Origin of the sequence: Streptomyces sp. NBC_00385 (assembly GCF_035917155.1) — a bacterium.
Classification (GTDB): Bacteria; Actinomycetota; Actinomycetes; order Streptomycetales; family Streptomycetaceae; genus Streptomyces; species Streptomyces poriferorum.
The window spans coordinates 6500481-6520207 of record NZ_CP107951.1 but is presented as its reverse complement, the minus strand read 5'-3'; the positions used below and the strand labels follow the sequence as shown (position 1 = coordinate 6520207).

The 19727-nt window shown below is 72.3% G+C and carries 20 protein-coding genes and 1 riboswitch; of the genes, 11 read left to right on the top strand and 9 right to left on the bottom strand.

The genetic code is table 11. The features are described from left to right. Nucleotides 1-55: 55 nt before the first annotated feature. The 3 genes from OG959_RS29100 to OG959_RS29090 form a co-directional block, all read right to left on the bottom strand. Nucleotides 56-454, bottom strand: a complete 399-nt coding sequence (locus tag OG959_RS29100; protein ID WP_148017729.1) for a DUF3040 domain-containing protein — start codon at nt 452-454, stop codon at nt 56-58. Nucleotides 455-749: 295 nt separating this feature from the next. Next, nucleotides 750-1508: a methyltransferase gene (locus tag OG959_RS29095; protein WP_326663232.1), complete on the bottom strand. Its 759-nt coding sequence runs from the start codon at nt 1506-1508 to the stop codon at nt 750-752. Nucleotides 1509-1608: 100 nt separating this feature from the next. Beyond that, a complete protein-coding gene (locus OG959_RS29090) occupies nt 1609-2136 on the bottom strand; it encodes an SAV_6107 family HEPN domain-containing protein (RefSeq protein WP_326663230.1) in 528 nt (175 codons plus the stop codon). 182 nt (nt 2137-2318) lie between these two features. On the opposite strand from OG959_RS29090, the gene OG959_RS29085 reads away from it, so the two are divergent. The 5 genes from OG959_RS29085 to OG959_RS29065 all read left to right on the top strand — a co-directional run bounded on the left by OG959_RS29085 (nt 2319) and on the right by OG959_RS29065 (nt 8347). Further along, nucleotides 2319-3119 (top strand): ATP-binding cassette domain-containing protein, encoded by an 801-nt coding sequence (locus tag OG959_RS29085; protein ID WP_326663228.1) that lies wholly within the window; start codon nt 2319-2321, stop codon nt 3117-3119. Beyond that, complete coding sequence (locus OG959_RS29080; RefSeq protein ID WP_326663226.1) at nt 3091-5178, top strand: YhgE/Pip domain-containing protein; 2088 nt, start codon at nt 3091-3093, stop codon at nt 5176-5178. Before OG959_RS29085 ends, OG959_RS29080 begins: the two co-directional genes overlap by 29 nt. A 29-nt stretch (nt 5179-5207) precedes the next feature. Then, complete coding sequence (locus OG959_RS29075; protein ID WP_326663224.1) at nt 5208-5819, top strand: TetR/AcrR family transcriptional regulator; 612 nt, start codon at nt 5208-5210, stop codon at nt 5817-5819. A 361-nt stretch (nt 5820-6180) separates the two neighbouring features. After that, nucleotides 6181-6798, top strand: coding sequence for a DUF4126 domain-containing protein (locus OG959_RS29070; protein ID WP_326663223.1), 618 nt, complete (start codon nt 6181-6183; stop codon nt 6796-6798). 31 nt (nt 6799-6829) lie between these two features. Next, entirely contained in the window at nt 6830-8347 is a 1518-nt protein-coding gene (locus OG959_RS29065) for a phytoene desaturase family protein (RefSeq protein WP_326663221.1), read from the top strand. A 31-nt stretch (nt 8348-8378) separates the two neighbouring features. Here OG959_RS29065 and OG959_RS29060 read toward each other — a convergent pair whose 3' ends face one another. The 5 genes from OG959_RS29060 to OG959_RS29040 all read right to left on the bottom strand — a co-directional run bounded on the left by OG959_RS29060 (nt 8379) and on the right by OG959_RS29040 (nt 12910). Next, complete coding sequence (locus tag OG959_RS29060; RefSeq protein ID WP_326663219.1) at nt 8379-9278, bottom strand: hypothetical protein; 900 nt, start codon at nt 9276-9278, stop codon at nt 8379-8381. A gap of 50 nt (nt 9279-9328) precedes the next feature. After that, nucleotides 9329-10246 carry a methylenetetrahydrofolate reductase [NAD(P)H] gene (gene metF / locus OG959_RS29055; protein WP_326663217.1) on the bottom strand — a complete coding sequence of 306 codons (918 nt, stop codon included), beginning with the start codon at nt 10244-10246 and terminating at the stop codon, nt 9329-9331. Between the two features lie 122 nt (nt 10247-10368). After that, nucleotides 10369-11022, bottom strand: coding sequence for a thiamine phosphate synthase (thiE, locus tag OG959_RS29050; protein WP_326663215.1), 654 nt, complete (start codon nt 11020-11022; stop codon nt 10369-10371). 277 nt (nt 11023-11299) lie between these two features. Continuing rightward, nucleotides 11300-11665 (bottom strand): Rv2175c family DNA-binding protein, encoded by a 366-nt coding sequence (locus OG959_RS29045; protein ID WP_148017721.1) that lies wholly within the window; start codon nt 11663-11665, stop codon nt 11300-11302. Between the two features lie 69 nt (nt 11666-11734). Beyond that, nucleotides 11735-12910, bottom strand: a complete 1176-nt coding sequence (locus OG959_RS29040; RefSeq protein WP_326666669.1) for an NAD(P)/FAD-dependent oxidoreductase — start codon at nt 12908-12910, stop codon at nt 11735-11737. Between the two features lie 213 nt (nt 12911-13123). After that, nucleotides 13124-13236, top strand: a riboswitch (TPP riboswitch). Here OG959_RS29040 and thiO point away from each other — a divergent pair. The 6 genes from thiO to OG959_RS29010 all read left to right on the top strand — a co-directional run bounded on the left by thiO (nt 13234) and on the right by OG959_RS29010 (nt 19034). After that, nucleotides 13234-14412: a glycine oxidase ThiO gene (gene thiO / locus OG959_RS29035; protein WP_326663212.1), complete on the top strand. Its 1179-nt coding sequence runs from the start codon at nt 13234-13236 to the stop codon at nt 14410-14412. (Overlaps the previous riboswitch by 3 nt.) Then, nucleotides 14409-14639, top strand: coding sequence for a sulfur carrier protein ThiS (gene thiS, locus OG959_RS29030; RefSeq protein WP_326663211.1), 231 nt, complete (start codon nt 14409-14411; stop codon nt 14637-14639). The genes thiO and thiS overlap by 4 nt, the downstream gene beginning before the upstream one ends. A gap of 2 nt (nt 14640-14641) precedes the next feature. After that, entirely contained in the window at nt 14642-15436 is a 795-nt protein-coding gene (locus OG959_RS29025; protein WP_326663209.1) for a thiazole synthase, read from the top strand. Nucleotides 15437-15618: 182 nt separating this feature from the next. After that, complete coding sequence (gene pknB, locus OG959_RS29020; protein WP_326663207.1) at nt 15619-17541, top strand: Stk1 family PASTA domain-containing Ser/Thr kinase; 1923 nt, start codon at nt 15619-15621, stop codon at nt 17539-17541. A gap of 6 nt (nt 17542-17547) precedes the next feature. Then, a complete protein-coding gene (locus tag OG959_RS29015) occupies nt 17548-18405 on the top strand; it encodes a deoxyribonuclease IV (RefSeq protein ID WP_326663205.1) in 858 nt (285 codons plus the stop codon). Nucleotides 18406-18494: 89 nt separating this feature from the next. Then, a complete protein-coding gene (locus OG959_RS29010) occupies nt 18495-19034 on the top strand; it encodes a DUF4396 domain-containing protein (protein WP_326663203.1) in 540 nt (179 codons plus the stop codon). Nucleotides 19035-19058: 24 nt separating this feature from the next. Here OG959_RS29010 and OG959_RS29005 read toward each other — a convergent pair whose 3' ends face one another. Continuing rightward, a complete protein-coding gene (locus OG959_RS29005) occupies nt 19059-19691 on the bottom strand; it encodes a sulfite oxidase-like oxidoreductase (protein WP_148017714.1) in 633 nt (210 codons plus the stop codon). Between the last annotated feature and the right edge of the window lie 36 nt (nt 19692-19727).

Sequence of the window (19727 nt, the reverse complement as noted above, 5' to 3'; positions counted from 1 at the left end):
GTGAGGGGCGGTCGCAGAAATGCGACCGCCCCTCACCCATAAGTGTTCCGAGCGCTTACTGGCCCTGCTCATCACGGCGGCGCTGCCACCGCTGTTCGATCCGGTTCATCACGGACCTGCGCTGTTTGGGCTGTCGGCGCGGCTCCGCGCCACCCGCGCGGACTGCCTGCTGCTCGCCCGGTTTCGGCGCCTTGCGCCAACCCGTCACCGCGAGCACCGCGCAGCCCAGCATGACGAGGAACCCCACCACGCTGATCCAGATCTGCTGGGCGACCATTCCGGCCATGAGGAGCGCGATTCCCACCAGGAAGCCAGCAACTGCCTGGTAGACCCGTCGCCGGGTGTATGTACGCAGCCCACTTCCCTCGAGCGCTGTCGCGAACTTGGGATCTTCGGCGTACAGCGCTCGCTCCATTTGCTCGAGCATTCGCTGCTCGTGCTCCGAGAGCGGCACGGAGTCCTCCTCGTCGTCGGCCGCGGGGGGCGGCCGGTATGCGGCCCTTCCAGGATAGGCAGGGAATCGCCCCCGTGAAACCCGCCCTCATTGCCAATCAGCCAGTCCGGGCCGCCACGACGGCTCAGCTGCTGAGGCGTTGATTCCCCAACCTCCGATCCGTCATGCCGGATGGTGTCCCCCGATCATACGGGGCCAAGGCCCTGATCGGGGCTGCTGGGGCGTACTCCGTCTGCAGCTGCGTTGCTGATCAGCCACGCTGCCGTCGGGATCCGGCCGGTGGCGGGACGGCCCCTCAGGCCCGCTTGGTGCCCAGGACGTGCAGCTGGGTGGCCACCGAGTGGAACGCGGACAGCTCGGCGGCCGCCGTCTCCAGCTTGAGCAGGGCCTCCATCGCACCGGGCTCGGTGTCCACCAGGACCCCCGGCACCAGGTCGGCGAAGACACGTACCCCGTGGACCGCGCCGACCTCGACGTCCGCGCCCTCGACGAGCTCGGTGAGCTGCTCCGCCGTGTAACGCCGGGGCACAGGGTCGCCCTCGCCCCATCGGCCGTCCGGGTCGGTGAGCGCGTGCTGCGCCTCGGTGAAGTGGCCGGCGAGCGCCCGCGCCAGGACCGCGCCACCGAGTCCGGCGGCGAGCAGGCTGAGCGCTCCGGACGGGCGGAGTGCCTCCACCGCGTGCCGCACGCCCTCGGCGGGGTCGTCCACGTACTCCAGGACTCCGTGGCAGAGCACGGCGTCGTATCCACCGCGGCCGACCACGTCGAACAGGCCGAGGATGTCTCCCTGGACACCGTTGACCCGGTCGGCGACCCCGGCCTCGGCGGCACGGCGCTCCAGCGCGAACAACGCGTTGGGGCTCGGGTCGACGACGGTGACCCGGTGGCCCAGGCGTGCGACGGGAACGGCGAAGTTGCCCGTACCGCCACCCGTGTCCAGTACGTCCAGGGCGTCCCTGCCGGTCGCCTTGACCTGGCTGTCGAGAGCGTCTTTGAGGACCTCCCAGACCACAGCGGTACGGAGGGAGGCACGGGGGCGCAGCTGGTCCGACACGGCAGTTGACTCCTCGGCACGGTGCCGCCGCTGAGGGCGGAGCGTGAACAGCGCAGGTGATAGGTCCCGTCCACCCTATTGCCTCGCGCCGCCGTCGCCGTCATCCCGCATCGGACCGCTCCGCACGGGGTTGCGGAAGGACCGGCTGAAGCACCAGCAGCCGCTCCACCAGGCGAAGGAACATCGCCGCGTCGCGCAGCAGGTCGTCCGCGTCGCGCCGGCCGGCCGCGCCGGGTATACCCGCTTCCGCCCGGGCCCGGCGGGGGGCGCCGGAGGCGAAGAGCGCGCTCCATTCGGTGAGCTCGGGGGCGATCTCCGGCAGGACCTCCCAGGCACTGCGGATCCGCTCCCGCCGCCGCGGGGAGGTCTCGGGGCGCCCGCGGACGGCAAGGACCGCGGCCGCGGTGCGCAGCGCGGCGAGATGGGCGGTGGCGTAGCGCTCGTTCGGCACATCGAGAACAGCTGCCTCTTCGAGGCCGGCGCGGGCCTGGGCGAGGAGATCGAGGGCGGCGGGCGGCGCCGTGGTGCGCCGGAGTACGGGGTGGACGTCGTGCGCCGGGCCGGTCGGTGAGGGGGCAGGGCCGTCTGCGCGGCGTCGCGGGGCGGCTGCTGCGGACGAGTGGGCCATGACAGAACCTCCTGTCTCGTAACGGCTTCGTGGCCGTCTGTATCCATCGTGACGGCCCCCACTGACAATCGATCCGAATCCACCGCTGACCTGGCCTTTTGCCTCGATTGCAAGTTCGGGCTACCTTTTTGTACTGACTGGTCAGTTCAAAGAAAGTCCGGAAGAAGGACAGGGGAGGGTCTGTGAACAGCCCGCACGGGGCAGCTGTCACCGCCGAGGGCCTCGGCCTCAAGGGGCCGCGCGGATGGGCTTTCCGGGGCGTGACGTTCAACGCCGCCCCCGGGTCCCTGATCGCGATCGAGGGCCCGTCCGGCTCGGGCCGCACCTGCCTGCTGCTCGCCCTCACCGGCCGGATGCGCCCCACCGAGGGCGACGCCGCGACCGGCGGCCTGCGCCTGCCGCGCCGGGCCGCCGCCGTACGCAGGGTCGCGGCCCTGGGCCCGGTGCCCGGGGTCAGCGAGCTCGACCCGGCGTTCACGGTCGCCGAACATCTGCGTGAACGTGCCCTGTTGCAGCGCCGCTTCGACGGCTCGCCGCGCGCCCTGCTGCGGCCGCGCCGCGAGCGCGTCGCCACGGCCGGGGCCCGGATCGACACCGCCCTCGAGGCGGCCGGACTCGACACCGCCACCCTGCCCAAGGCCGGGCGGACCTCCGTAAGGGATCTGGAACGGCTGGAGGCACTGCGGCTCTCCCTCGCCCTCGCCCTGATCGGCCGCCCGCGCCTGCTCGCGGTGGACGACACCGACCTCAAGCTGTCCGACGCGGAACGCGCCGAGGCCTGGGAACTGCTGCGCCGCCTCGCCACCGACGGCACGACCGTGCTGGCCGTGTGCAGCCAGGCCCCCGGGGACGCCGTCACCGTACGCACCCGCGCGACCGGGGCCACGGACACCGCCGCCACCACCGGGGAGCCCACGCCACCGGCGGCCCCCGCACTCGACGAAGGGACGGCCGATGCGTTCGCCGAGACTGGCCGCGCTTGAGCTCCGGCGCTTCGGCAGGGGGAAGCTGCCGCGCGCCGCACTGGCCGCGCTCCTGCTGCTGCCCCTCCTCTACGGCGCCCTGTACCTGTGGTCCTTCTGGGACCCCTACGGCCGCCTGGACCGCATCCCGGTCGCCCTGGTCAACGACGACAAGGGCGCCACCGCCTCGGGCGAGCGCATCGCGGCCGGGGACGAGATCACCGGCAGGCTCCTCGACTCCAAGGTCTTCGAGTGGCACGAGGTGAGCGCCGCCGAGGCCGGCCAGGGCGTCGAGGACGGCACGTACTACCTCTCGCTGACCATGCCCGCGGACTTCAGCAGGCGCATCGCCTCCAGCGCCGGCGACTCCCCCGAGACGGGCGCGCTCCAGGTGCGCACCAATGACGCCAACAACTACATCGTCGGCCAGATCTCCCGGACGGTGTTCTCCGAGGTCCGTACCGCCGCGTCGGCCAACGCCTCCCGGGGTTTCCTCGACCGGATCTTCATCAACTTCTCCGATCTGCACGACGCGACGGCGAAGGCGGCCAAGGGCGCCGCCGACCTCGAGACCGGGATCGGCAAGGCGAAGAAGGGCTCGAAGGACCTCGCGGACGGGCTGAAGGACGCGAAGGCCGGCAGCGGCCGGCTGGCCACCGGCATCGTGCGGCTGGACAAGGGCGCGGGCGATCTGGAGACCGGCTCGCGCCAGGTCGCGGACGGCACCCAGCTGCTCGCCGACAAGGTCAACGGGGTGGCCGCCGACGTCCGCCCGTTCCTGAAGGACAACGGCAAGGCGATCGGCGACACGGCCCGCCTCGTCGCCGACTCCTCGCAGACCGTACGGGACAACCTCGACCTGCTGGTGAAGGCGGCGCCCACCGCCGCCACGGCAGCCCACGCGGCCTCCGACGACCTCGCCGAGGTCCACCGCACCCGGTGCGAGGAGCAGCCGCTCCCCGATACAGCCGTCTGCGCGCCGCTGAAGCGGGCCGTGACGGCGGCAGCCGATGTCGCCGCCGTGGCCGACGACGTCAACGTCCTGGTCAGGAACCAGAACGGGGACCTCAAGGCGCTCCGCGGGCAGCTGACCACCCTGCAGAAGCAGGCGGACGCCCTCGCCGGGCGCTCGCCGCGTCTGGACGTGGACCTGGAGAGCGCGGTCAAGAAGATCAACGCGCTCAACACCGGCGCCCACAAGGTCGCCAAGGGCGCGGACCAGTTGCACACCGGGCTGGCCACGGCCAGGACGGGCTCCGCCGAGCTGAACACCGGAGTCGGAGACCTCAAGAAGGGCGCGACGAGTCTCGACAGCGGCCTGACCCGCCTCGGCGACGGTTCGGCCACGCTGGCCAAGGGGCTCGACGACGGGGCCGGCGAGATCCCGGACTACGACAAGAAGGACCGCGACGCCCGCACCGAGGTCATGGCCGACCCCGTGCAGCTGGCATCGCAGTCACTGCACGCGGCTCCCAACTACGGCACCGGCTTCGCCCCCTACTTCATCCCGCTCTCCCTGTGGGTCGGCGCGATGGTGGCGTACATGCTCATCCAGCCGCTGAACCGGCGGGCCCTGGCCGCCGGGGCACCCGCCTGGCGGATCGCCTTCGCGGGCTGGCTGCCGGTGGCCGCGATCGGTCTCCTCCAGGTGGCCGCGCTGATGTCCGTACTGCACTGGGGGCTCGGCCTGCAGATGGCACACGCCGCCGGGACCATCGGCTTCCTGGCCCTGGTCACCTGCTGCTTCGGCGCGATCGTGCAGTGGCTGAACGCCCGGTTCGGGGCGGCCGGCCGCATTCTCGTCCTCGCGGTGCTGATGCTCCAGCTGACCTCGGCCGGCGGCACGTACCCCGTACAGACGAGTCCGGGTTTCTTCAACGCGATCCATCCGTACCTGCCGATGAGTTACATCGTCGAGGGCCTGCGCCGGCTGATCACGGGCGGCGGGCTCGGCCCGGTGTGGCAGGGCTGTGCGGTGCTGCTGGCCTTCACCGCCGGGGCGCTCGCGCTGACGGCCGTGTCCGCGCGCCGCAAGCAGGTGTGGACCCTGGACCGGCTGCATCCGGAGCTGAGTCTGTGAGCGCTCCGGGACCTGTGAGAATCAGGAGCATGGAAAGCAGTAGCGCCACACGCCGCCAGGCCACCCGGCAGAAGCTCTACGAAGCGGCCGTGACCCTCATTGCCGAGAAGGGGTTCTCGGCGACCACGGTGGACGAGATCGCCGACCGTGCCGGGGTCGCCAAGGGCACGGTGTACTACAACTTCAAGAGCAAGACCGAGCTCTTCGAGGAGCTGTTGCGCCACGGCGTCGGGCTGCTCACCTCCTCGCTGCGCACGGCGGCGGAGGAGACCGACGAGCGCGGCGGCAGCCGGGTCGAGGCACTGGACGCCATGATCCGCGCCGGTCTGGTCTTCATCGACCGCTACCCGGCCTTCACCCAGCTGTACGTGGCCGAGCTGTGGCGCACCAACCGCGCCTGGCAGGCCACCTTGCTGGTGGTGCGCCAGGAGGCCGTCGCCGTGGTCGAGGGCGTGCTCAGGGAAGGCGTCGCGGGCGGCGAGCTCAGCGAGGAGATCGACATCCCGCTGACAGCGGCCGCCCTGGTCGGCATGGTGCTGGTGGCGGCGCTGGACTGGCAGGCGTTCCAGCCGGAGCGGTCGATCGACGACGTGCACTCCGCACTGTCCCTGCTGCTGCACGGACGGGTCAGCGGGCGCTGACCCCGGCCCCGCGAGGGTCCCGAACGCACGAAGGCGCCGGTCGGACGGAGCTCGATCCCCCCGAGCCCCGCCCGACCGGCGCCTTCCGTGCTGCCGGAGAACCTTCCCCCGTGACCCCGTGTTCCCCCGTGGCCCCGAGTCCTCCGCCGTGCACCCCCGTTCGGAAAGGAGAGCCGCGCCCGCTCCGCCGCCCCGTGCCGGCGGTACCGGCGCAGCGCCCCTTCCGTGGTCCCCACTCTGCCGTCCCCGCAGGTCGCGCCCCATCCGCGCCCCTACTCATCTCATGTCCTAGGTACGGGTACTCAGCCGTGCGCACCTGCGCCCTCCCGCACCCGTACACCACCTGGTTACGATCACCCCCGTGTCCGTACTCCCCCTGGTGTTCACGAGTGGCTGGGCGAGCGGGATCAACGCCTATGCGGTGGTCCTCCTCCTCGGTGTCTTCGGCGCGACCGGTGTCACCGACGAGGTGCCGGCCTCGCTGCAGCGCACCGATGTCCTCGTCGTGGCCGGCGTGCTCTTCCTGTGCGAGGTGGTGGCGGACAAGATCCCGTACGTGGACTCGGTCTGGGACACGGCGCACACCGTCATCAGGCCGCTCGCCGGGGCGGTCGTGGCGGCGCTGCTCGCGGGCGAGAGCGGTTCACTGCCGGAACTCGCCGCGGGGGCCATCGGCGGGTCCACCGCGCTGATGAGCCATCTGGTGAAGGCGGGCACCAGGATGGCGGTCAACACCTCCCCCGAACCCTTCAGCAACATCGCGGTGAGCATCGCCGAGGACCTCGGGGTCGCCGGGGTCGTCACCTTCGCCATATTCCATCCGTGGATCGCGGCCTCCATCGCCGCGACGCTGCTGGTGCTCGGCCTGGTGATACTGGTCTTCCTGGCCTCCCGGATCCGCCGGTTCCTGCGCCGCAGAGCACAGCGGCGCGAAGAGAAACACCTGGCGGAGACCGTCTCCCACCGGCCTGACGGCTGAGCTGTCGGCAGCGGCCGTTAGAGTCGCCGGCATGGCACGTATTGCGGTGATCGGCGCCGGCTTGGGCGCGATGTCGGCGGCGGCGCGGCTGGCAGTGGCGGGCCACCGGGTGACGGTGTACGAGCGGTCGGAGACATTCGGCGGATCGGTCGGCCGCCATGCCCTGCACGGCTTCGCGTTCGACACGGGCCCCGGTCTGCTCCATCTTCCGGCCGTCTACCGCGACCTGTTCGTGAAGACCGGCAAGGAGCCGCTGGAGCGGTGCGTCACCCTGTCCCAGGTCGATCCGGCGAGCCGTCATGTCTTCGCGGACGGCACGGACGTGTCCCTGCCGAACGCCTCGCGGGCCGGCGTCGTCGCGGCCCTGGACGCCGCGCTCGGCGAAGGCGCGGGCGGGAGCTGGGGGGCGTTCCTCGACCGGGCCCGGGAGGCGTGGGACCGGTCGAGGCGGCCGCTGCTGGAGGAACCCCTGCGCCCCGACTGGCAGGTTCTGACCCGCGATCCGTATCCGGCGCCCGTGCGGCGGCGGCTGCTGCGCCCCTCCCTCCGGGCCGGCACGGTGGCGGAGATCGGGTCCTGGGAGCTGGCGGATCCCCGGCTGGCCGCCCTGCTGGACGGGTACGCGCTGTCGTACGGGCTCGATCCGCGGCGTGCCCCGGCGAGCACGGCCCTGCTGCCGTACATGGAGGAGACCTTCGGCAGCTGGTACGTCTCCGGCGGCATGCGGGCGCTCGCGCAGGCCGTGTACGAGCGGTGTCTGGCCCGGAAGGTGGAGTTCGTCCTCGGCGCGGAGGTGGCCCGGGTCCTGGAGAGGGACGGCCGGGCGGCCGGCGTGGAGCTGACGGACGGCACGGTCGCGGAGGCGGCTCACGTGGTGCTGGGGGTCCGGCCGCACCCGGGCCTGATGCCCGCTCAGGAGCTCTGGCAGGACGGTGACGTGACGGTGCAGCCCCGGCCGCAGGGCTGTGCGCCGACGGGCCGGTTCATGGTCCTGCTGTCGCTGCGCGGCGCGCGGTCCGCGGACGCCGTGCACCGCACGCTCGTGCATCCGGCGGACGGGGCGGCGGAGCACGAGGCGGTGTCCGGCGGCCGGCTCGCCGCGCAGCCCACGGTGACGGTGCTGCGCCCCGACGATCCCTCGACCCGCCCCGACGAGGCCCATGAGGCCGTGACGCTGACGGCGACCGTCGCCCCGCACGGCCCGGTGGACTGGACGGACGAGGCGCTGCGGGCGCGGTACGCGGACATCCTGATCGACACCGCGGAGGCGGCGGTACCCGGTCTGCGGGACCGCATCCTGCACAGGGAGGTGCGGACGCCCGCGGAGTCCGAGGCCGAGACGGGTGCGCCGGGCGGCGCGGTCCCCGCGCCCGCGCTGGCGGGCGCGGGGGGCGGCTGGCTCCACGCCGGCAACCGCACCCGGCTGCCGGGGCTGTTGCTGGCCGGCGGCTGGTCGCATCCGGGCGGCGGTCCGGCGCACGCGGGGATGTCCGGGGCGCTGGTCGCGGGGATCGTCGTCGAGGGCGACGGGTTCCGCGGGTCGCGGTGACGGCCGCGGGACCGGCCCCGGCCGGTCGGCCTCAGTAGCGGTACTGCTCGTTGTAGCCCGTGTCGTAGCCGTTCGGGTACGGCGCCGGGTGGGCGGGCTGCTCCGGGGGCATCGGCGGGTACTGCTCGCCCTCGCGCTGCTGCGGCACCCAGACGCCGCCCGGCGGCGTCTCGGAGGCGTACGACGGGGACGGGGCGTACGGGTCGGCGAACTGCTGGCCACCGCCGTAGCTGTCGTAGCCCCCGTCGTTCCCGTACGTGCCGTACTGCGGTGTGCTCGCGGTGGTGCCGATGTACGGGTCGGAGTACGCGGCGTACTGCTGCTGGTCCGTGCCGTAGTCGTACTGACCGGCTCCCGCGTAGGTGTCCTGGCCGCCGTACGTGTCCTGGCCCTGTGCCGGGTACGCGGCGGGGTCGGTGTACGGGTCGTACGCCGCGTACTGCGGCTGCTGGGGTTCCTGGTGCTGCCCCTGCTGCGGGCGGTGGTCGGTGTAGATGCCGTACTGCCCGGTGTCGTCCGGCAGCGGCTCCGGGGCGTAGACCGCGGCCGGTCCGGCCTGCGGTGCGGACTCCGGCTGCTGCGGTGCCTCGTGGTCGTACTCCATCTCCAGGTCCGAGACCTGGAGCGTGGGTTCGCGGTCGGCGACGGCGCCGCGGCGGCGCCGGCTCTCGCCGGGGCTGCCCCCTATGGCCCAGCCCGTCGAGAAGCCGCGACGGAAGGAGAGCGTGACGTACGTCTGGCCGGTCGCGAAGGCGATCGCGCCGAGGGCGATGACGAACACGGACGGCATCAGCACACCGACGACGACACCGGCGAAGCCGGTGAAGGCGAGCAGGCGCCAGCGCAGGCGTGCCTTGTACTGCAGCAGCACCTCACCGAGCAGCCACAGCGCAACGATGCCGAACGCGATGTAGAGGACCGTCCAGCCCATGCCCGCCCCCTTCTACGGCCACCGCCCCGGGTCGCGGCGGGTACGGCCGGTCACGACTGCTTGTGCAGTCCGAGATTCTCGTAGATTTCGAGCGTCGCCGTCGAGTTGTTCAACGTGATGAAGTGCAGCCCGGGGACACCCTCGGAAAGCAGCTTCGCGCAGAACCGCGTTGCGAAGTCGATGCCAATGGAGCGTACAGCGGCGGGATCGTCCTTGGCGGCGAGGATCCGTTCTTTCAGGTCCGCGGGCAGCGTCGCGTTGCTGAGCTGCGCGAATCTCTCCAATTGCCGGACGCTCGTCAGGGGCATCACTTCGGGGATGATCGGGGTTTCGCAACCCGCAGCGACCACCCGGTCACGCATCCGGAGATAGGCGTCCGGATCGAAGAACATCTGCGTGATCGCATAGTCCGCACCGGCGCGGCACTTGTCCACGAAATGCCGGATGTCGGTGTCCCAGTCGGCGGAGCGCGGATGCCGTTCGGGGAATGCCGCGACGCCGACACAGAAATCGCCGGATTCCTTGATCAGCCGGACGAGGTCCGCCGCGTAGCGCACGCCCTGCGGGTGCTCGACCCACGGGCCCATCGGGTCGCCCGGCGGGTCGCCGCGCACGGCGAGGATGTTCCGGATACCGGCGTCCGCGTACTGCCCCACCATGTTGCGCAGTTCGGCGATGGAGTGGTTGACCGCCGTGAGGTGCGCGACCGGCGTGAGCGTGGACTCGGCGGCGATGTCCTGGGTCGCCTTCACCGTCCCGGCCCGGGTGGATCCGCCGGCCCCGTACGTCACGGAGACGAAGCTCGGTCCCACCGCCTCGACCCGGCGCAGCGCGTTCCAGAGGTTCCGCTCGCCCTTCTCGGTCTTGGGCGCCCAGAACTCGAACGAGTACGAGGTCTTGCCGGTCGCGAGCATCTCACGCACAGTGCGCGCGTGATCTGTCCTGGTGGAGGGTGTGCCAAGGGCCATACCGGCAGGTTAACCAGGGCGCGGCGGGCTCCCAACCGAACTGGGGCGATTTGGCTTGATTGCCCGATCTTTGTCCACGCTTCGGACACTCCTGTCCCGAAGTGGCCCCTCCGCCCGCCCGGTCACTCGCCGGCGCGGTCCCGGATCCTTCCCGCCAGCGATGCGGCCGCGGCAGCCGGATCGGATGCCTCGGTGATGGCCCGCACGACGACGACCCGGCGCGCTCCGGCGTCCAGCACCTCGTCGAGGTTGCCCGCGTCGATCCCGCCGATGGCGAACCACGGACGGGCGGGGGCGAGCGAGGCGGCGTAGCGGACGAGGTCCAGCCCCGGGGCGTACCGGCCTGGCTTGGTCGGGGTGGGCCAGCAGGGGCCGGTGCAGAAGTAGTCGACGCCGGACTCGGCGACGGCCGCGTCGACCTCGGACTCGGCGTGCGTGGAGCGGCCGATGACCACGTCCTGGCCGATGATCGCGCGGGCGGCCGGGACCGGCAGGTCGCCCTGGCCCAGGTGCAGCACATCGGAGCCGATGGCATGGGCGACGTCGGCCCGGTCGTTGACCGCGAGGAGTTTGCCGTGGCGCTTGCAGGCGTCGGCGAAGAGCGCGAGGTGTTCGAGCTCCTCGGCCGCTTCCATGCCCTTGTCGCGCAGCTGGATGATGTCCACGCCGCTGGTCAGGACCGCGTCGAGGAACGCGGGAAGGTCACCCTGGCGCCGGCGGGCGTCCGTGCACAGGTAGAGCCGGGCGTCGGACAGCAGCGCGCGAGGCGTGGACATGGTGCGGTTCCCCCCGGGGAAGGACAGATGTCGGTCGGTTCGGTGGTGCCGCGCGGGACGCGGGCCGCGCCCAGGGCCCGTCGTCAGACTGCCGTCGTCGCCCGAAGGGCGGCAGCGCGGCGTCAGGTGCGTGCTCTCGGCGTGCCGGCTCCAGGTCCCTGTACTGGACGTACCGGGGCCTGGGGCCGGTGCGGCGAGAGTGCGTGCATGGCGTCGCGCGGCAGACGGCAGTTCGACGACAGGCCCTAGCGGCCCGCATTCCCTGTGCGGCGGCGGATCAGACTGCGAGCGCCTGGGCGCGGCGCTTCACCTCCGTGCCGCGATTCTCACTCAGCGCCTGCGCGGGCGTGCCCGGCAGGCTCGGGTCGGGGGTGAAGAGCCATTCCAGCATCTCCGCGTCGGAGTAGCCGTCGTCCCTCAGGAGCGTCAGGGTCCCCGAAAGGCCCTTGACCACCTTGTCGCCGTCGATGAAGGCGGCAGGCACCTGGAGCGCCCGGTTCTCACCACGTCGTACGGCGATGAGCTGGCCCTCCTTGACCAGCTGGCGTACACGCGTCACCTCGACACCGAACATTTCGGCGATGTCGGGAAGGTGGAGCCAGGCGGGGACGAGAGCATCGATCTTTGCGTCAATCTCGGTCACGGGGACAAGCGTGCCATCCCGGACCGACAGTCGGTACCCGGGCCGACCGCACGGGGGCCGGCCGGGCCGTCAGAGCGTGGCCGCTTTCAGGGGCACGGAGGGGTCGGCGACCCGGTCCGGGCTGAGTTCCGCCCCCGATTCGACTAGTTTGCGCCCCTGCGCCAGATCGCGCGGACGGCCGACCGCCAGTACGGCGACGAGCACGCCCTCGCGCAGCCAGCACACCGTCCACGACGGCCCGGCCGGATCGCCGCGCCACACCAGGGTGTCGCCCTCCGTGTGGTGGCCCGCGTACTGGACGAAGCGGCCGAACTGCTCGGACCAGAAGTAGGGCACGGGGTCGTAGACCGGGGGCTGCCCCTCGCCCTCCGGGGCGGTGATGGCGGCGGCGACGGTACGGGGGCCCTGGAGGGCGTTGTCCCAGTGGTGGACGAGCAGGCGCTCGCCGTAGCGGGCCGAGGGGAAGGAGGCGCAGTCCCCGACCGCGTACACGTCGGGGAGCGAGGTGCGCAGCGACGCGTCGGCGGTCACCGACCGGTCCGGGCCGAGCTCGATCCCGGATCCGGCGAGCCAGCCGGTCGCGGGCCGGGCACCGACACCGACGACGACCGCGTCCGCCGGAAGGGTGCGGCCGTCGGCCAGGACCACGCGGCCGGGTTCGATGCGGGCGACCCGGGCGCCGGTGAGGAGCGCGGCGCCGCTCTCGGCGTACCAGCCGGTCATGGGGGCGGCGACCTCGGCGGGCAGTGCGCCGGCGAGGGGGCGGCCGGCGGCCTCGACGACGGTGACCGCGCAGCCGGCCGCGCGGGCGGCGGTGGCGAACTCGGCGCCGATCCAGCCCGCGCCGACGACCACGACGTCGTGCTGCCGTTCCAGGACCGGCCGCAGCCGGGCGGCGTCGTCCAGGGTGCGCAGGAGGTGGACGCCCTGGACGCCCTCGGATCCGGGCAGCACCAGGGGCTCGGCGCCGGTGGCGACGACCAGGACGTCGTAGGGGACGGGTCCGTCCGGGGTGTCCAGTTCGTGGTCGGCCGCGCGCAGCGCCGTCACGTCCAGGCCGAGCCGCAGGGTGATGTCCAGCGCCTCGAAGTCGATGTCGAAGGCCGAGTCCTCGGCCTTGCCGAGGAGGACCGCCTTCGACAGCGGGGGCCGGTCGTACGGCTGATGGGGTTCGGCGCCGATCAGTGTGACGGGGCCGGTGAAGCCCTGTTCCCGCAGGGCCACGGCGGTCTGCACGCCCGCCATGCCCGCTCCGGCGATCACTACGCGGCGGCGGCGCCGCGGCCCTGTCTGCTGCTGTCCGGTCTGCTCGTCCACCCGTCCACCTTAAACACCTGACGGATCGTCAGGAAGGTGGTTCCCGTGACACGACCGCCGGATCGCCTCGCCCCGGCCCGCGTTCACGGCACCGGCGGCTCCCTTGCCGGGGGCGCGGGCCAGGGGTTTAGGGTGGCCGTGCACATCACTCGCGGGAGCCCGGACGCACCGGGCTGAGAGGGAGGCTGGACGGCCTCCGACCGTACGAACCTGATCCGGGTCATGCCGGCGAAGGGAGGGGCTGGACGCCCATGCGTACGCACCGGACGAACGGGTCCGACGTCCTCGTCATCGGGGGCGGCATCATCGGCCTGGTCACCGCCTGGCGGGCCGCTCAGCGCGGCCTGGCCACCGCGGTCGCCGATCCCGCACCGGGCGGCGGCGCCGCCCAGGTCGCGGCCGGGATGCTGGCCGCCGTCACCGAGCTCCACTACGGCGAGGAGATGCTGCTCGGCCTCAACGTCGCCTCCGCCGCACGCTATCCGGCGTTCGCGGCCGAGCTGGAGGCGGCGAGCGGCCAGGACATCGGCTTCCACGCCTGCGGCACCCTGGCCGTCGCGCTCGACGCCGACGACCGCGCCCATCTGCGCGAACTCCACGCCCTGCAACGCCGCTCGGGACTGGACTCGGAGTGGCTCACCGGACGTGAGTGCCGCCGCCTGGAGCCGATGCTCGCACCCGGCGTACGCGGCGGGCTGCGGGTCGACGGCGACCACCAGGTCGACCCGCGACGGCTGGCCGCCGCGCTGGTGGCGGCGTGCGAACGGGCCGGGGTCGTCTTCCACCGCCAGCGGGCCGAGCGGCTCACGGTCACGGGCGGCCGGGCCGTCGGAGCCGTGCTGGCCGACGGTACGCAGCCGGTCGCCGATCAGGTCGTGCTCGCCGCGGGCAGCCTCAGCGGCCGGCTCGCGGGGGTTCCCGAGCACGTCCTGCCCCCGGTCCGCCCGGTGAAGGGCCAGGTGCTGCGACTGGCCGTGCCCCCCGCGTACGCGCCCTTCCTCTCCCGCACCGTGCGGGCCGTGGTCCGGGGCAGCCACGTCTATCTCGTACCGCGCGAGAACGGCGAACTGGTCATCGGCGCCACCAGCGAGGAGATGGGCTGGGACACCACCGTCACGGCGGGCGGTGTGTACGAGCTGCTGCGCGACGCGCACGAGCTGATGCCCGGCATCACCGAACTGCCGCTCACCGAGACCCTCGCCGGTCTGCGCCCCGCCTCCCCCGACAACGCCCCGCTGCTGGGCCGCACCGCGCTGCCCGGCCTCCACCTCGCCACCGGCCACCATCGCAACGGGGTGCTGCTCACCCCCGTCACCGGGGACGCGATGGCACAGCTGCTGGCCGAAGGCGATCTGCCCGAGGTGGCACGCCCCTTCTCCCCAGGCCGTTTCTCACCCGCCGCCCCCGTACGTCAGGAGCAGCCCGCATGACCGAGCCCGTATCTCTCTCCGTCCCCCTGGCAGTCTCCGTGAACGGCGAGGCCGTCGCAGTCGCTCCCGGCACCACGCTGGAGACCCTGGTCGCCTCGCTGACCGGTGCGCCCTCGGGCGTCGCGGCCGCCCTGAACGAGACCGTCGTACCGCGTGGCCGGTGGCCCGCGGCCACGCTCGCCGAAGGCGACCGGGTCGAGGTCCTCACCGCGGTCCAGGGAGGCTGACCATGTCCGACGACGTCTTCACCCTCGGGGACACCGTTTTCGGCTCCCGGCTGATCATGGGAACGGGCGGGGCGCCCAGCCTCGACGTGCTGGAGCGGTCCCTGACCGCCTCCGGCACCGAGCTGACCACTGTCGCGATGCGCCGGCTCGACCCGACCGTGCAGGGCTCCGTGCTCTCCGTGCTGGAGCGGCTCTCCATCCGCGTGCTGCCGAACACGGCGGGCTGCTTCACGGCGGGCGAGGCCGTGCTCACCGCCAGGCTCGCCCGCGAGGCGCTCGGCACCGACTGGGTCAAGCTGGAGGTGGTGGCGGACGAGCGCACCCTGCTGCCGGACCCCGTCGAGCTGCTGGACGCCGCGGAGACGCTGGTGGACGACGGTTTCACCGTGCTGCCGTACACGAACGACGACCCGGTGCTGGCCCGGAAGCTGGAGGACGTGGGATGTGCGGCGGTCATGCCGCTCGGCTCCCCCATCGGCTCCGGCCTGGGCATCCGCAATCCGCACAACTTCCAGCTGATCGTCGAGCGGGCGCGGGTGCCGGTGATCCTGGACGCGGGCGCCGGGACGGCTTCGGACGCGGCGCTGGCCATGGAGCTGGGGTGTGCGGCCGTGATGCTGGCGTCGGCGGTGACCCGGGCCCAGGAGCCCGAGCTGATGGCGGCCGCGATGCGCCATGCGGTGGAGGGCGGGCGGCTCGCGTACCGCGCGGGGCGGATCCCCCGCCGCCACTTCGCCGAGGCCTCGTCGCCGGTGGCGGGCCGGGCCGTGCTGGATCCGGAGCGGCCGGCGTTCTGATTCCGGGGCCCGGGCGGTCCATGTGGTGGATCTCATGTCCCTGTCACGACACGTCCCGATCCCGGGCCACGCCCGCTCCCCGGCCGCCGATCGCGTGTCCCTGTCACGGCTCGGCTGCAGTTGGGCCCCGGGATCGCTCCGGCCAGTCGGCCGTGTCCGCGGCGGCTCGTAGACTCGGCTGCGTGGATACGACCCTCCAGGACCCTCTCGTCGGGCAGCTGCTCGACGGCCGCTACCGCGTCGATGCCCGCATCGCCGTGGGCGGCATGGCCACGGTCTACCGGGCCATCGACACCCGGCTCGACCGGGTGCTCGCCCTCAAGGTGATGCACCCGGCCCTCGCGGCCGACGCCTCGTTCGTCGAGCGCTTCATCCGCGAGGCCAAGTCGGTGGCCCGGCTCGCGCACCCCAACGTGGTCGCGGTCTTCGACCAGGGCGCCCAGGGGCAGTACGTCTACCTCGCGATGGAGTACGTGGCGGGGTGCACGCTGCGCGACGTACTGCGCGAGCGGGGCGCCCTCCAGCCGCGGGCCGCGCTGGACATCCTGGAGCCGGTGCTCGCCGCGTTGGGCGCCGCGCACCGGGCGGGTTTCGTCCACCGGGACATGAAGCCGGAGAACGTGCTGATAGGCGACGACGGCCGGGTCAAGGTCGCCGACTTCGGCCTGGTCCGGGCCGTGGGCTCGGTCACGAACACCACCGGGAGCATCCTGGGGACGGTCTCGTATCTCGCCCCCGAACAGATCGAGCACGGCACCGCGGACACCCGCGCCGATGTGTACGCGTGCGGTGTCGTGCTGTACGAGATGCTGACGGGCACCAAGCCGCACGCCGGGGACTCCCCCGCCCAGGTCATCTACCAGCACCTCAACGAGGACGTCCCGGCCCCCTCGGCCGTCGTCCCGGGGCTCGCGGCCGAGCTCGACGGGCTGGTCGCGAGCGCCACCGCCCGCGACCCCGAGGTCCGTCCGTTCGACGCGGTGGCGCTGCTCGCCGAGTCCCGCCGGGCCCGCTCCGGCCTCACCGACGCACAGCTGGACGCCGTGCCGCCGCAGGCCCTGACCGGGACGCGTGACGGCGCGGAGGACCGCACGAGCGTGATCCCGCGGGTGCTGCCGCCGGACCAGGGCACCGCCCACCACACGAGCCGGCTGGAGATGCCGCCGCAGTCACCCCCGCAGCCGCCGTCCCGGCGCGCGGGGACGGACCGCCGGAGGCCGCCGCGCGGTGTCATCGCGGCCGTCGTCGCCGTACTGCTGGTCCTGGGGGTCGGCGGTGGTGTCTGGTACATCAACTCCGGGCAGTTCACCCGGGTCCCCTCGCTGCTGGGCCAGAGCCAGAAGGCGGCCGAGAAGCGGCTCGCGGACAGCGGTCTGGAGCTGAAGGGGGTCCGGCGGGCCTACAGCGACACCGTCGACCGCGGCACGGTGATCAGCAGCGACCCGAAGCAGGGTGCCCGGATCCGGGGCAACGACTCGGTGTCGCTGGTCGTCTCGCGCGGGCCCGAGATCGTGACCGTGCCCGATGTCCAGGGCCTCAAGCTGTCCGAGGCCAGGCGCCAGCTCGAGAAGAAGGGCCTCGTGCCCGGCATGACCACCAAGGAGTTCGACGACGACGTGGCCGCGGGCGAGGTGGTGCGTACGGATCCCGAGGCGGGGGCCGAGCGCCACCCGGACTCCGCGGTCGCGATCGTGGTCTCCAAGGGCAGCCCGGTCGACGTCCCCGATGTCACCGGCCAGTCGGTCGACGACGCCACGGCGGAGCTGGAGGACGCCGGCCTCCAGGTCGTCGTCGCGCCCGGCCGGGTCAACTCACCGGAGGACGAGGGCAACGTCGCCCGCCAGTCGCTCGAGGAGGGCGCCGAGGCGGCGGAGGGCGACACCATCACGCTCACGGTCTCCAAGGGCCCGCAGATGATCGACGTCCCTGACGTCACCGGGAAGGACGTCGACGACGCCCGCGGCGAGCTGGAGGACGCGGGCTTCGAGGTCAAGGTCGACCGCCCGTTCCTCTCCTTCAGCGACACCATCGAGAGCCAGTCCGTCGACGGCGGCGACCAGGCCCCCGAGGGCAGCACCATCACCATCAAGACCAAGGGACTGTAGATCCGTATGCGCAACCCTGTCGGCGGCCACATCCCGGTGGCCGGCGGCCTCTCCAAGGTCGGCCTGTCCTACGCACGCGAGATGGGCGCGGAGGCCGTCCAGGTCTTCGTGGCCAATCCGCGCGGCTGGGCGACCCCGGCCGGCAACCCGGTGCAGGACGAGCTGTTCCGTACCGAGTGCGCCGCCGAGTCACTGCCCGCGTACGTCCACGCCCCGTATCTGATCAACTTCGGCTCGCACACCCCGGCGACCGTGGAGCGGTCCGTGGAGTCCCTGCGCCACTCCCTGCGCCGGGCGCGCGAGATCGGCGCCCTGGGCGTCGTGGTGCACACCGGGTCGGCGACCAACGGCCGGCCGCGGGAGGAGGCACTGGCGCAGGTGCGCACCCACATGCGGCCGCTGCTGGACGAGCTGACGCACGACGACGACCCGTTCCTGCTGCTGGAGTCGACCGCGGGACAGGGTTTCTCGCTCTGCTCACGGACCTGGGACTTCGGCCCGTACTTCGACGCGCTCGGCGCCCATCCGAAGCTCGGTGTCTGCCTCGACACCTGTCACATCTTCGCGGCCGGACACGACCTGGCCGGTCCGGCCGGCATGAAGGAGACCCTGGACCTGCTGGTGGAGACGGTCGGCGAGGGCCGGCTGAAGCTGATCCACGCCAATGACTCCAAGGACGTGGCCGGGGCACACAAGGACCGGCACGAGAACATCGGGGCCGGCCACATCGGCGAGGAGCCGTTCCGGGAGCTGTTCTCCCACCCGGCCACCGAGGGCGTTCCGCTGGTCATCGAGACACCGGGCGGCAAGGAGGGCCACGCGGCGGACGTGGCCCGGCTGAAGGAGCTGCGCGGCCTGGGCTGACCGGGCGGGACATCTGCCGAGGAATACCCCATGGGGGTATATGGTTCTTGCTGTCGGCAGGAACCGCTCCTCGGCATTGGGGGTTCACCATGCAAGGCCACGCAGATCACGAAGATCACGCACAGCACACCGGTCACCCCAGCCACGCCGGTCACACCAACCACTCCGAACACTCCGGCCACGGATCAGGCGGCGCGAGCTGGTCGATGGCGGCGCGAGCCACGCTCCACTGTCTCACCGGATGCGCCATCGGCGAGATCCTCGGCATGGTGATCGGCACGGCGCTCGGCTGGGGCAACATGCCGACGATGGCCCTCGCGATCGTCCTGGCGTTCTTCTTCGGCTACTCGCTGACGCTGCGGTCCGTCCTGAGGTCGGGCGTCGACTTCAGGACGGCGTTCCGGATCGCGCTCGCAGCCGACACGCTCTCCATCGCGGTGATGGAACTGATCGACAACGGGGTGATCGTCCTGTGGCCGGGCGCCATGGACGCCATGCTCTCGGACGTCCTGTTCTGGAGTGCCCTCGCGATCTCGCTCGCCGTCGCCTTCGTCGTCACCACACCGGTGAACAAGTGGATGATCGGGCGCGGCAAGGGGCACGCGGTGGTGCACCGGTACCACCACTGAGGCGCTACGGGAGGAACAGCCGGATCAGAGCTCGGGGCCGTCCCCGGGCTCCTCCTGATAGGAGTAGCGCTGTTCCTTCCACGGGTCGCCGATGTTGTGGTAGCCGCGCTCCTCCCAGAAGCCGCGGCGGTCGGCGCTCATGTACTCGATGCCCCGGACCCACTTGGGGCCCTTCCAGGCGTACAGATGCGGCACGACGAGCCGGAGCGGGAAGCCGTGTTCGGCGGTGAGCAGTTCGCCGCCCTTGTGGGTGGCGAACAGGGCACGCTCGGAGGTGAAGTCGTCGAGCCGGAGGTTCGAGCTGAAGCCGTACTCGGCCCAGACCATCACATGGGTGACCTGCGGCGCCGGGGGCGCCAGCGCCACGACGTCACGGGCGAGAACGCCGCCCCACTCGGCGCCGAGCATGCTGAACTTGGTCACGCAGTGCAGATCGGCGACGACCGAGGAGAACGGCAGCGCGGAGAACTCCTGATGGTTCCAGCAGTGCTTCTCACCGTCGGCCGTGGCGCCGAAGACGCGGAACTCCCAGCGGTCGGGCTTGAACTTGGGCACCGGCCCGTAGTGGGTAACCGGCCACCCACGCTGCAGTCGCTGTCCCGGCGGAAGCTCGGACTGCTCTGATGCGCGGTGTTCCCGGCTTTCCGGCTGACCCATGACTCCATGGTGACAGACAGGCAGGGGTGGTCATGA